10 protein-coding genes and 1 tRNA gene are annotated in these 12,682 nt (G+C 62.4%); all 11 read left to right on the forward strand.

Features of this window, described 5'->3' with window-relative positions; all coding sequences use genetic code 11:
- Positions 1 to 5: 5 nt before the first annotated feature.
- The 11 genes from purN (at position 6) to RR842_RS04345 (ending at position 12,670) form a co-directional block, all read left to right on the forward strand.
- On the forward strand, positions 6 to 620 hold the full coding sequence (purN, locus tag RR842_RS04295) for a phosphoribosylglycinamide formyltransferase (protein ID WP_332553225.1): 615 nt from the start codon (positions 6 to 8) through the stop codon (positions 618 to 620).
- Complete coding sequence (locus RR842_RS04300; protein WP_332729081.1) at positions 617 to 1,606, forward strand: XdhC family protein; 990 nt, start codon at positions 617 to 619, stop codon at positions 1,604 to 1,606. The genes purN and RR842_RS04300 overlap by 4 nt, the downstream gene beginning before the upstream one ends.
- An 84-nt stretch (positions 1,607 to 1,690) precedes the next feature.
- Positions 1,691 to 3,265, forward strand: a complete 1,575-nt coding sequence (gene purH, locus RR842_RS04305) for a bifunctional phosphoribosylaminoimidazolecarboxamide formyltransferase/IMP cyclohydrolase (RefSeq protein WP_332574261.1) — start codon at positions 1,691 to 1,693, stop codon at positions 3,263 to 3,265.
- A 170-nt stretch (positions 3,266 to 3,435) separates the two neighbouring features.
- The gene (locus tag RR842_RS04310) at positions 3,436 to 3,621 is read left to right on the forward strand and encodes a hypothetical protein (protein ID WP_332574262.1); all 186 of its coding nucleotides are present in this window, start codon (positions 3,436 to 3,438) and stop codon (positions 3,619 to 3,621) included.
- Between the two features lie 7 nt (positions 3,622 to 3,628).
- A complete protein-coding gene (locus RR842_RS04315; protein ID WP_332511767.1) occupies positions 3,629 to 4,447 on the forward strand; it encodes a DnaJ domain-containing protein in 819 nt (272 codons plus the stop codon).
- Between the two features lie 243 nt (positions 4,448 to 4,690).
- Positions 4,691 to 5,842, forward strand: a complete 1,152-nt coding sequence (locus RR842_RS04320; RefSeq protein ID WP_332514216.1) for an ATP-grasp domain-containing protein — start codon at positions 4,691 to 4,693, stop codon at positions 5,840 to 5,842.
- Positions 5,843 to 5,893: 51 nt separating this feature from the next.
- Positions 5,894 to 7,174: a lysylphosphatidylglycerol synthase transmembrane domain-containing protein gene (locus tag RR842_RS04325; protein ID WP_332518101.1), complete on the forward strand. Its 1,281-nt coding sequence runs from the start codon at positions 5,894 to 5,896 to the stop codon at positions 7,172 to 7,174.
- A 168-nt stretch (positions 7,175 to 7,342) separates the two neighbouring features.
- Positions 7,343 to 8,824, forward strand: coding sequence for an extracellular solute-binding protein (locus tag RR842_RS04330; RefSeq protein ID WP_332729082.1), 1,482 nt, complete (start codon positions 7,343 to 7,345; stop codon positions 8,822 to 8,824).
- A 30-nt stretch (positions 8,825 to 8,854) separates the two neighbouring features.
- Positions 8,855 to 11,959, forward strand: coding sequence for an EAL domain-containing protein (locus RR842_RS04335; RefSeq protein WP_332729083.1), 3,105 nt, complete (start codon positions 8,855 to 8,857; stop codon positions 11,957 to 11,959).
- 128 nt (positions 11,960 to 12,087) lie between these two features.
- On the forward strand, positions 12,088 to 12,495 hold the full coding sequence (locus RR842_RS04340) for a PaaI family thioesterase (RefSeq protein ID WP_332518107.1): 408 nt from the start codon (positions 12,088 to 12,090) through the stop codon (positions 12,493 to 12,495).
- Between the two features lie 98 nt (positions 12,496 to 12,593).
- A tRNA-Pro gene (locus tag RR842_RS04345) sits at positions 12,594 to 12,670 on the forward strand.
- The last annotated feature ends 12 nt before the right edge of the window (positions 12,671 to 12,682 follow it).

Below are 12,682 nucleotides of genomic sequence, written 5' to 3' on the forward strand. Positions count from 1 at the left end.
TGCCGGTGACCTCGCCGCTTAAAATAGGCGTGCTGCTGAGTGGCGGTGGCACGAACCTGCAGGCCATTATCGACGCGGTGGCGAACGATGGGCTGCCGGTCGACATCGTGAAGGTGGTGTCCTCGCGCCCCGATGCGTATGGCATCGAGCGGGCGCGGGCAGCGGGGATTCCCGTGACGGCGCTCAACCGCGAGGTGTATGCCGATACGCAAGCCGCTGACGCGCGCATCGTGGCCGAGCTTCGAGAAGCCGGTGCGGAATATGTGGTCATGGCAGGCTATATGCGCAAGGTGACACCGGTCATGTTGGAGGCGTTTCCCGACCGGGTTTTGAACTTGCATCCTGCGCTGCTGCCGTCGTTCAAGGGCGCGCACGCTATTGACGATGCCTATCATACGGGCGTGAAGGTGACGGGCATTACCGTGCACTTCGCGAACGAGGACTACGACAAAGGTCCTATTGTGGCGCAACGCGCAGTCGAAGTGAGGGAGGGCGATGCTCTGGAGGATCTAGAGGCTCGCATTCACGAGATCGAGCACGTGTTGTATCCGGAGGTTCTGCGCTTGCTGGCCGAAGGTCGGGTAAGCGTGGGCGAAGACAGGAAGGTGCACATCCTATGATCAGGGACGTTCTTGCTTCAATAGTGGAAGACTTGCAGGTAGGGAAGGTTCCGGTGCTGAGCGCCGACGACTTCCCGTGCTTTTCGGCAACGGCGACGGAGGGCAATGAGCATGTGGACCCGTCGTATCTGGACGTAGTGGCCGCCAGCCTGACCGAAGCCGACATTCCCACGTTCGAGCGCGCTCTGCGCGCCATCGACGAGGGCGACCTGGCGTGGCTCGGCTTCAAGATCGTCTACGACGGTGCCGGGGCCGTGTCCAACACCGACAACGAGGTGACGAAGAAGTACGGCGAGGTGGGCTCGGCCGACGGCGAGCCGCTCGTGTTCTTCTGCAACGACGCCAAGGAGATCGTGGCCGGGCGCGCCTACACGCCGCGCGACACGTTCCAGATGAAGGACGTCACGCGCGGTCCCTCGATGCACAACGAGCAGTTCCCCGGCCTCACGTGGGCGAGCGTGGCGCTGTTCGACCAGGTGCACGTATGGCTGCTGGGGGCGTCCGACGCTGCAAGTGAAGTGGCGGCGCTGGCCGACCACGTGGGCTTCGCGGTGACGGTTGTGGACTACGACCCGTCGTTCGTGAGTGAGCAGCGCTTCCCGCAGGCCAAGCGCATCGTGCTTGCGGGCGGCAACTTCGACGCACTTGACCAGATGGCTTGTGCGCCTGAAGACTACGTGTGCGTGCTCACGCGCGGGCACATGTTCGACCCCGAGGGCTGCGTGTGGGCGGCCAAGCACCATGCCCACTACATCGGCATGATGGGCTGCGCCGGCAAGAACGACCGTGTGCACGAGTTAGTGCTGGCCGCGGGTGCCGCCGAGGCGGATTGGGAGCGCGTCAAGCGCCCCATCGGCCTCAAGTTCGGCGCGAAGACGCCAGCCGAGCTGGCTATCGCCATCGTGGCCGAGCTGGTGGACGTGCGCTACCGTCAGCGCTACAGCGACGAGGCGCGCGAGCGCCACGAGAAGAGCTTGGGGCGCTAAGTCCTCCCTAAGTCCGTTTCCCGCCGCAGATCGGCGGGTTTGCCATAGCAGGGCGGTAATCAACCAGAAGGGATGTAAGACCATATGAGCAATCCGAAAGTGAAGCGCGTGCTCATGTCCGTTACGGACAAGAGCGGCATCGCTGAGTTTGCCCGCACGTTGGTGGACGAGTTCGGCGCGGAGGTCATCTCCACGGGCGGCACGGCACGCGCTCTCAAGGATGCCGGCGTGCCCGTCACGCCCATCGACGACGTGACGCAGTTCCCTGAGATGATGGACGGTCGCGTGAAGACGCTGCACCCGCGCGTGCATGGCGGCCTGTTGGCCAAGCGCGACAATGCCGACCACATGGCCCAGGCGGCCGAACACGGCATCGAGATGATCGACATGGTGGTGGTGAACCTCTACGCCTTCGAGAAGACGGTGGAGGGCGGTGCCGACTTCGGCACGTGCATCGAGAACATCGACATCGGCGGCCCGTCCATGCTGCGCTCCGCCGCGAAGAACTTCGAGAGCGTGGCCGTGGTCACGCGCCCGGCCAGCTACGATGCCATCCTGAGCGAGATGCGCGCCAACGACGGCGCCACGACGCGCGCCACGCGCGCCAAGCTGGCCTTGGACGTGTATCAGACGACGAACGCCTACGATGGTGCCATCGCTGCCTGGATGGCCAGCCAGCTTGAGGGCGAGGGCGATGCCAGGTTCCCCGCCGACCGCACGCTGCGTTTGTCGAAAGTGCAGGATCTGCGCTACGGCGAGAACCCGCACCAGAGTGCTGCGTTCTACCGCCGCGACGCCTTCGCGGGCGCCGAGCACAGCCTGGCCCATGCCAAGCAGCACCAAGGCAAGGAGATGTCGTACAACAACTATCTCGACACTGATGCCGCTTGGGCCGCCGTGCGCGAGTTCGAAGGCCCGGCCTGCGTTATCGTGAAGCACCTCACACCCTGCGGCGTGTGCCAGGACGACGACCTCGTGGCCGCCTATCAACGTGCTCACGCGTGCGATCCGGTGAGCGCCTACGGCGGCGTCATGGCGTTCAACCGCCCCGTGACGTCGGATGTGGTGGTGGCTATCTTCGACAACAAGCAGTTTGTCGAGGTCATCATCGCGCCCGAGTTCGCGGGCGACGCACTGGACATGTACAGCGCCAAGAAGAACGCGCGCCTCTTGTCCACGGGCGGCGTGAACCCGGCCGGCGGGGAAGTGGAGTACCGCTCCGTCGAGGGCGGCCTGCTCGCGCAGGATTCCGATGCCGTGGCCGAAGACGTGGCGACGTTCACCGTGCCCACGAAGCGCCAGCCCACGGACGCGGAGATGGACGAGCTGCTGTTCGCCTGGAAGGTGTGCAAGTCCATCAAGTCCAACGCCATCTGCATCACGAAGGACCATGCGACCATGGGCGTGGGCGGCGGCCAGCCGAACCGCGTGAACTCCGCGCGCATCGCCGTGGAGCAGGCGGGCGAGAAGGCCAAGGGCGCCGTGGCGGCTTCCGACGCGTTCTTCCCGTTCCGCGACGGCTTCGATGTTCTGGCCGAGGCGGGAGTCACGGCCGTTATCGAGCCGGGCGGCTCGATCCGCGACGAGGAGGTCATCGCCGCAGCCGACGAGCAGGGCGTGGCCCTCGTGTTCACGGGGCATCGCCACTTCCGCCACTAGTTCAGCTCCGGGTCCCGGCGGCATTCGACCGTCGGGACCCGTCAACGATGTGGGCGATTCGTTGCTTGCGGCAGCTGCGCTCGACCCCTACACCGATGGTGTGAGCGTGGATAGCGGGAACATACCAAGAGCAGTACGGGTTGCAGGCAAGCGCGCGAGGCGTTGGACGCGTGCGCCCTACGAACGGCTTTGCGGCACAGCGGCGAGTGTTCGCCGGCGTGTGGCTCAGCGACGTGCAGGGCTTCATGGCGCAAGGTGCTTCGGACCAGTTGAATTCCCGCCGCCCGTGGATATTTCGTTACGGAAAGATGACGGCGCAGTACCGGACGCATGACGGTTGCGCCCCGTCGGTATAGTGGGGGCATGAAAAAATCAGAGGCACTTAACATATTGGGATTGTCCGATGGCGCAACCGACGACCAGGTAAAACAAGCTCACCGCAAGCTGGTCATTGCGCATCATCCGGACAAGTTCCCCCTGGACTCCCCCGAGCGTATCGATGCCGAAGAGCTGACGAAGCGGATCAACGAATCGCGTGACGTGCTGTTGAGCCGCTCGTGGACGCCCGAATTCGACCCTCGTCGCGATGCGCGCCCTTATGCGGGCAACCCCTACGCGCACCCCGGCTACTCCTCTCCGTACGGCAGTCCGGCGGGCCGCCCGCACGGTGGCGAGCAGGATCCCTTTGCCAGCTGGCCGTTCGGGCAGGGTCAAGGTCAAACCGCCTATGTTTGGACTTCATGGGACGATGCGGGGACGACCGGTGCCGGCGCCAATCCCTTCGATCCCTTTGCGCCGTTTCGTGCGGCGGTGCCCCAGAAAACGCCGCAGGAGGTGCTGGCCGAAGCTGCCCGCGACCTCAAGTCCGAAGTACTGGTCGTGGTACTAAAAGCGGCCGTGCTCGGCGTGGCCGCCTTGCTCGGCACGGTGGCTACGGGGCTGTTCTTCTACGTGGTGGTGTCGGTGGTCTATGGCCTCTGGAAGCGTTTGGGCTCGTGCCTGATTGGGCTGATCGTGCCGCTGGCACTGGTGTTCGCCCCGCTCGTCTTTTCCATTGCGCCGCGGGCGGGTGCCGTGACCATGGGGCTGGGTCTGGCTTTTGCCGTTGCGCTGCTGTTCGACTTTTCGAACCTGCGCAAGCGCATTACCGTGTACCGCGCCGCCCGGAAGGCCGCTGCATAAAGGCAACGCCCTGCTGCGCATGGAGGTGCTGCGGTGCTCCGATGTCTGGAAAGACTGCGCAACGTCAGGGCTTCGTTGTCTCGAAAATCCGCTGTGCGATCGCGGCCTGTCCCTGCTGAGAGGCCGTCGCGCAACGGGAGCGTACCGATGCCCGGACGGGTCGATTCCGGTGCCGCGATGCGCCTTGCGGTCGTGGTATACTGAGCGACTGACCCCGGCAGATAAGGCGAAAGGGCGGTCTGCATGATAGTGCTCGACGAGCCGTACGTTTCCGAACCCCTGATAGCGTGGTTGGTGGAGTCGCAGCATGCGGTGCTGGACAACGCCATGGCGCAGCGTATCGTGGGACAGGGTCATGCGCTTGACCTGGTGGATGCGGCCCAGGCTGCCGAACGTATCAATGCGGGCGAGCGCGTGTACACGAACTCGGAGAACGCGCTGGCGTGGATCGTCGAGAATACGGCGAATCCGAGCCTGACCCATGCCATCGCCCTGTTCAAGGACAAGGCTGCTATGCGCCGAGCGCTTGCGGCTCTCGATCCCGACCTCTTCTTTAAGACCTGCTCGATCGACGAGCTGTTCAAATTGGACTTCTCCCGCCTTGAAACGCCGTTTGTGCTGAAGCCCTCGGTGGGATTCTGCAGCGTGGGCGTGTATGCCGTCCGGGACCGCGAAGACTGGGAACGCGCCTTGGCCGACATCCGGAGCAACGCCTCGAGCTGGCATGACCGGTATCCCGAGAGCGTCATCGGCGCGGGATCGTTCATCTTGGAGGGTTATCTGGACGGTACCGAGTACGCTTTGGACGCTTACTTCGACGAACAAGGACAGGCCCATATCCTCAACGTGCTGCGTCACGACTTCTCCTCGCCCGAAGATACGAGCGACCGCATGTACGTGACCAGCGCCGCGATTGTGCGCGAGAACACCCCGGCCCTCACCGCGTGGCTCGACCGGGTGAACGCGCTGGTGGGCGCCCGCAACTTCCCGGTGCATGTGGAAGTGCGCGTGCAGGATGGCCGCGTGCGCCCCATCGAGTTCAATCCGCTGCGCTTCGCGGGTCTCGGCGGCACCGACGTGAGCTACTACGGGTATGGCTATCGCACGTATGAGGCGTTCCTGACCGACCAGCAGCCAGACTTCGATGCGGCGTTCGCGGGCAAGGATGGCAAAGTGTACACTATGTCGCTACTGAACGCTCCGGCTGATGCAACCGGCGACGAGCGCTTCGACTACGATGCCCTGCGCGCCCGCTTCACCAAGGTGCTCGAGCTGCGCCCCTTCGAGGTGCGACGCACGGGCACTTACGGCTTCTTGTTCTTGGAGACCGATGCCGATTCGGCCGACGAGCTGCACTACCTGCAAAACACCGACCTGAAAGAGTTCCTCCGCTAGCCGCGGGGGAGCACGCCGGGTGCCGGGGATGAAGCGTTGGGGAGCGGGCCGATGAAGCTCAATGTGCGAAACCTGCTCATAGGGCTGGTCATCATCATTGTGCTGGTGGTCGTGCTGCTGCGCGGCGACCAGTTGGTCGAGTTGGTGGAAACTATGAAGCAGGGCGCCCTGCTTCCGCTTATTGCGGCACTGCTTACCCAGCTGGGTAAGTATTTCGCCCAAAGCTTCGCCTACTCGTTCGCGTTCGAGGCCGTAGGCGAGCGCATGACGGCACGCTCCACGCTGCCGCTGGTGTTCGGCACGTTCTTCATGAACACGATTGCACCCTCGTTCAACCTGGCAGGCACGACGTTGGTGGTGGACGACGCGCGTCGCCGCGGCATTTCTCCAGGAAAGGCCACGAGCGCTGCGCTTCTCATGCAGATCACCATCGACTCGGGCTTCGCCATCATCATGCTGATAGGATTTTTGATCCTCGAGCTCACGGTGGGGCTCTCGCCGTTGTGGTTTTTGGTGGGCCTGCTGGTCATCGTCCTGGTCGGCGTGCTGGTGAGCGTACTGGTGCTGGGCCGCAAGCGTCCCGCTGTTCTGCTCAAGATCCTGCGTCCCGTCGAGCGTCTGGTCAATCGCGTTCGCGCACGCTTCAAGAAGCCTCCGCTGAATCCATGGGTCGAACGGGCCATGGCCTCGTTCTCCGATGCTGCCGGGCTTATCGTCAGCAACCCCAAGTCCACGCTCAAGTCGTTCGGCTGCTCGGTTTGCGCTTCGCTTTGCGAGCTGGGGTGCTTCTCGCTGGTAGGCGTGGCTTTCGGCGTGACCGTGCCCGAATCGCTGATCTGCGGCTATGTGGTGGCTACGATATTCGCCATGATTTCCATTACGCCGCAGGGCGTCGGCGTCGTCGAAGCGGCTGTCGTGGTGGCATTCACGTCGTTCGGGGCATCGAGCGCGGCCGGCCTGTCCATTGCGCTGGTGTACCGCGGCATCGTGTTCTGGATGCCGTTTCTTATCGGTGCCATCCTCATCCAGACTACCAAGACGTTCCGTGGCAACGCGAAGCGCACGTCACGCGCTGCCGGCAAGCGCGATCGCCTCCGCGGTGCGCAGGCGCAGGCCCAGCGCCTCGACGGTTCGCGGACAGCCGACTCGCCCGCGGACGAGGCGTCATCCGCAGCGCCGTTCGACGACGAGGCTCTTGCGTCGTCGGAGGGGGAATCCGCAAGGCAGCAAGGTACCGAGCGTTCCGTTCACCCGGCCCGCCCTTCGGCACGCGCCGCACAAGACCGCCCTTCCCGCCCTCCTCATGCGCCCCACGAGCGACGCGATAGGTAGGGGCAATCCTCTCGCATACAAGGTGTATTCGGGCGGCTGCTCATGGTGCTCGCCTTAAAAACTATATCAATCGGCGGATTCCGCTCTAGCTTGCGCACCTTTAGCTATAAAATAGCCTGATGATGAAGCGTCGACGGGCGGATCCTCGCCGTAAGGATAGGGGAGCTCATGAGGGCTGGCAGAATTATTGGCACGTGCGTCTTGTTTGCATTGACCGCGGTTTTTGCCTGTGTAGGATGCACGACAGCAGGCGACCAGAAGTCGCCTGCCACTGAGGCGAAGTCGGTGCTCGATCCGTCCGATCCTGTGCAGGTCGAGTTGTGGACCTATTACAACGGCACCCAGCAACAGGCTTTTGAAGATCTCGTCAAAAAGTTCAATGCCGGGCGCGGCAAGGATGTCGGTGTCGTCGTTACCAGCGCAAGCCAAGGCGGCGTAAACGACCTGGCCTCTGCCGTCACCGAGGCCGCTCAGGAACTCGTCGGCTCCGCCCCCATGCCCGATGCCTTCCTGGCCTATTCGGACACTGCCTCGGTCATCGACGGCTTTGGCCGTGTTGCCGATCTTTCCGGGTATCTGACCGACGATGAGAAAGGCAAGTACGTCGAGAGCTTTCTTGCTGAAGGGGATATCAACGGCAACGGCGGCCTGAAAGTGTTTCCGGTAGGTAAGTCGACCGAGACGTTGCAGGCGAACCTGACCGATTGGCAGAAATTTGCCGACAAGACAGGCTCGAAGCTCGACGATCTTGCCACCATCGAGGGCATCACGGCTACCGCTCAGCGCTACTACGAATGGACCGACGCGCAGACGCCTGACGTTCCCGGCGATGGTCGGCCGTTCTTTGGTCGTGACGCCATGGCGAATTATCTGATCACGGGGTCGAAGCAGCTCGGCCATGAGCTGCTGGTTATCAAAGAGGGAGCCTGCACCTTCGATTTGGATCGCACCACCATGAAGGCGCTTTGGGATAATTACTATGTGCCCATGGTGCAAGGATGGTTCTCTGCCGAGGGCAAGTTCCGTTCCGATGCCGTGAAAACGGGGGATCTTATCTGCTATCTCGGATCGTCTTCGTCGGTGGTGTACTTCCCGAAGACCGTCACCATCGATGACCAGACCAGCTATCCTATCGAGCTTGCGGCGCTGGCCTCTCCGACGTTCGAGGGCGGCGTGCCGTGTGCTCCGCAGCAAGGAGCCGGGTTCGTGGTGACAAAGTCCAACGAGAAGAAAGAGGCTGCCTGCGTCGAGTTCCTGAAGTGGTTCACCGACAAGGAGCAGAGCACCTCCTTCTCTATCAGTGCCGGATACGTTCCGGTGACGAAAGAGGCGCTTACGTTGGAAAACTTGGAAGGCGCCGTCCACTCCATGGAGGGTGCATCGGAGAACTATTTGGTGAACCTGCCCGCTACGCTGGAAACCATCGAGAACGGCGTGTATGCGACCCCGCCGTTTGAGGGCGGCGTCCAGGTGCGCTCTGTGCTGGGGCGCTCTCTGTCCGACAAGGCGGTGGCCGACCGCGCTGCCGTCGTGGCGGCGATTGAAGCCGGGGCGACTCCCGCTGATGCCGTTGCCCCGTATCTGGAAGAAGCGGTGTTCGATGTTTGGCTTTCCGATCTGGCCGCCGAGCTCAAGACGGCAGCTGCCTAGCGCAGCTTCCCGGGGCAAAACAAGCAGAGGATGCGGGATGACGACGGAGTGAGCTCGGAAGAAATCAAGAAACGCAGTGCGAAGAAAGGGCTGACTTTCAAGCTCCTTATCTTCGTGCCCTTTTGCATCGCGCTCGTCCTGCAAGTTGCGCTGTGCGTCGTTGCGCTCACCCGTAGCGGGACGTTCGGCCAGATGGAAGCCGATGCCTACGACCTGTTCTCGGCACGTGTCTCGAACCGGGCCGTTTACCTCGAAAACGACATGATTTCCCGTTGGTCGGATATCGATGCGCTGATCCAAGGGGTGGGCGGGCATGTCAATGAGGCGCTGTCGGCAAAGGGCGCTACTGCGGCCGATATCGAGTCGGGGTCGCCTGTGGCCGTGTCTATCGTGGATGAGTCGGCGGACGATCTGCTTGCCTTCGTGCGGCGCGCCGAGGTAGATGGCGTTTTCCTCGTGCTTGCCAACGGGTCGGATGGCCCGCAGGACGGTGGGGAGACGGTTCATACGGCTCTTTACGTGCGCGACTCCAACCCCAAGGCAGACGTAGAGAACGGCTCCGACCTGCAGTTGGCGGCCTGCCCTATCAGCGTGGGCAAGGATCTGGGCATAGCGCTTGACAGCCAATGGTCGGCAGCGTTTCCCCTCGAGGCCGAGGGTGAGGCCCAAAGCGATTTCTACTACCAACCCCTCAGAGCTGCCCAAGAGTATCCTCGGGCGAAAATTTCCGACTTGGGGTACTGGGGCAAGCCGACCGATTTGGGATGGGCTGGAACGCAATCCATCACCTATAGCAAGCCTCTGCGGGATGCGGCGGGCAATGTCGTGGGCGTGCTGGGCGTGGAAATACGTCTCGATCGCATTGCCACCTACCTACCTTACAGCGATCTCAACGAAAGCGGCAACGGCTCCTACCTGCTGGCGGTTACCGGTGAAGACGGCGGGTACGCCCGCGACGGGGGAGTTTCCCCCTTTACAGGCCAACGACGTGCCTACGAGGTGCTGGCGACGACGGGCGCCTCTCAGAGCCTCTATGTCGAAAACGGCTCGCTGGAGGCCACGCTCGATAATAAAGGACGCATGATGGCCGATGCCCCTGCGGGCTCCGCGCTCGACACGCAGGCAGTTGCCGGAGCCAAGGAGCTTAAGCTTTACGACGGCACGTCGCCCTTCGCCTCCGAGCATTGGGCATTGGTCGGTTTAGAGCGGGAGAGCGAGCTGTTCTCCGCCTCCTATGCCCTTTCGAGCAATTTGTGGAAGGTGCTCATCCTCTCCATTGTCATCGGTGTGGTGATCGCCCTGTTCACCTCATGGATATCCTCGTCTCGTTTGCGCAATCTTATGAGGGAGGTGCGCGCCGCTCGGCCCGAGCAGCCCATCTCGTTCACGCCTACCAATATTGTGGAGATCGACGAGTTGTCGGAGTCTATCGAGTCGCTGGGCTCCGAGGTTGCGTCGGCGGCCTCGCGCCTGTCTCAGATACTCAAGCTCTCGGATCGCTCTATTGCGGCCTTCGAATGCAACGAGGAGACGGGCGTGGCCTCGTATACTGACGGCTTTTTCGACACGTTGGGTGTTGTCTGCCGGTTCGCCGTGATGGAAGAAGGGGAGGTTGGGTCGCCGGATGGGGTGGAAGGCGGCGGCTCCATGCCCCTGGCGGCATTCAAACGCCTCTTCAGGTCCTTAGAGCACCGTTTCGAAGAAGAAGCCGAGGGGCGATGGATCGTGTCTGATGGCGAGGGTCGCCGTTGGGTGCGCCTGGTCTCGGTCAGGGCTGGCGAGCTTCGCCGTACCTTCGGCCTTATCGAGGATGTGACCGACGAGATAGCCACGCGTCGCCGCATCGAGCATGAGCGCGACCACGACGTCCTGACAGGCCTCTTGAATCGGCGCGCCTTCGAACAGTCCGTGAGCGAGCGCCTGTCTGTTCGACCGCCCGCGTTCGGAGCCATGCTCATGCTCGATCTGGACAATCTCAAGTACATCAACGATACCTATGGGCATGACTGGGGCGACTACTACATCAAGGCTGCCGCTGGTGTCATCAACGCCTCATTTAGAGGCGAGGCCGTGTATGCGCGCATCTCGGGCGACGAATTCCTCGTGTTCGCCGATTGCTGTGAAAAGGAAAGCGATGCCCAGCGTCTGTTCGATAGATTCATGCATGCGCTTGATACCAGCGCTCTTGAGGCTCCCGACGGCACCGTGCTCAAGGTGCGTGCATCGGCCGGCATAGCCTTCTATCCCGAAGACGCCACCGATTTCGTCCATTTGCGGGAATACGCGGACTTCGCCATGTACGAGGCCAAGAACAGCCGCAAAGGCGCACTCATGCGCTTCGACCGTGAGAGCCACGAGCGAGGTGCCTTTATCCTGAGCAACAAGGAGGACTTGAATCGCCTGCTGGACGAGGGATTGGTTGACTACCACTTCCAGCCCATCGTGGATGCGCGCGGTGGCGAGACGATAGCTTACGAGGCGCTTATGCGTCCGCGGCTGGCATCCATCTCCACTCCCGATCGCGTGCTGCTACTGGCGCGCTCTCAGTCGAAGCTCTACCAGGTTGAGCATATGACGTTCTTCGGTGCGCTCGAGGCGTTCGCGCCTTTCGCCAGCACTGACAACGCAGCCCTGTTCGTGAACAGCATTGCCACGCAGCGGCTTTCCTCCGATGACGAGGAAGAGCTCGAGCGCCGTTTCGGGCCGCTGCTGAGGCGGATGGTGGTGGAGATCACCGAAAACGATTACAGCCGCGAGATGTCGCTGTACAAGGAGCGTGTTGTTCGGCGATGGGGTGCACGTTTGGCTATCGACGATTTCGGCAGCGGATACAATGGCGAGACGTCGCTTTTGGACTATCGGGCGGACTTCGTGAAGCTGGATATGGGCATTGTCCGTGCTATCGACCGGGTGAAAGACCATCAGGATATCGCGCGCAACCTCATAAGCTTCTCGCACGACCGCGGCATTCGCGTGGTGGCCGAAGGCGTGGAGACGGAGGACGAGCTGCGGGCGCTGGTACGCCTGGAGGTGGACTATATTCAGGGGTACCTGGTGGGCAGGCCCGCTGCGCGGCCGTTGCCGGCATCCGACGAAGCGAAGCGGCTTATCCGCTCTTTGGCAGAAGAGCTTTAGGACGAGGGCCCGCGTGAGCGGACGGGTCGCTTCGTCTGTCCGTCGCCCTCTTCGGAGGCTGCGCGTATACTTGACGAGAAGCAGCCGATGCCGTGGGCTCGGCGAGTACCCTGAACAAGGAGGATCTTATGGCCTTGGTTGACCTGCTGGGCATAGAGATGGTGTCGGCAAGCAAAGAACATGTCGAGGCGACGATGCCCATTACCCCCGATTTGTACCAGCCCTTCGGCTTCTTGCACGGGGGAGCTACTATCGCGCTGCTCGAGTCGGTGGCAAGCGTGGGGGCCGAAAAGCGCACGGACTTCGATCGCGAGCGCCCTTTCGGCATCGAGGTGCACGTAAGGCACCGCAAAAGCGGCAAGGCGGGCGTGCTGCGCGGCACGGCCGACCTCGACCGCGTCGAGGGTACCAAGCAGTTCTGGAACGTCGTTGCTACTGACGACGAGGGAGATGTGGTATCCGAGGGCATCGTCGTCACCAAGATCGTGTCGCTGGAAAGGCTTGCCCAGAAAGAGCGCGAGCGCGAAGCGGTGTAAGACGCCCCGCGTTAGTGTCTGGGGAAAACTTATGCACATTTCCTGTTGTAAGGGCCGTGGTTGTGTTATCATATCCGTCGCTGCTGAAAAGCAGTTTTCGGGTTGTGGCTCAGCTTGGTAGAGCGCTGCGTTCGGGACGCAGAGGCCGCAGGTTCAAATCCTGTCAACCCGACCAGAAAAGTGCAGG

Source organism: Gordonibacter sp., from assembly GCF_036667095.1.
Taxonomy (GTDB): domain Bacteria; phylum Actinomycetota; class Coriobacteriia; order Coriobacteriales; family Eggerthellaceae; genus Gordonibacter.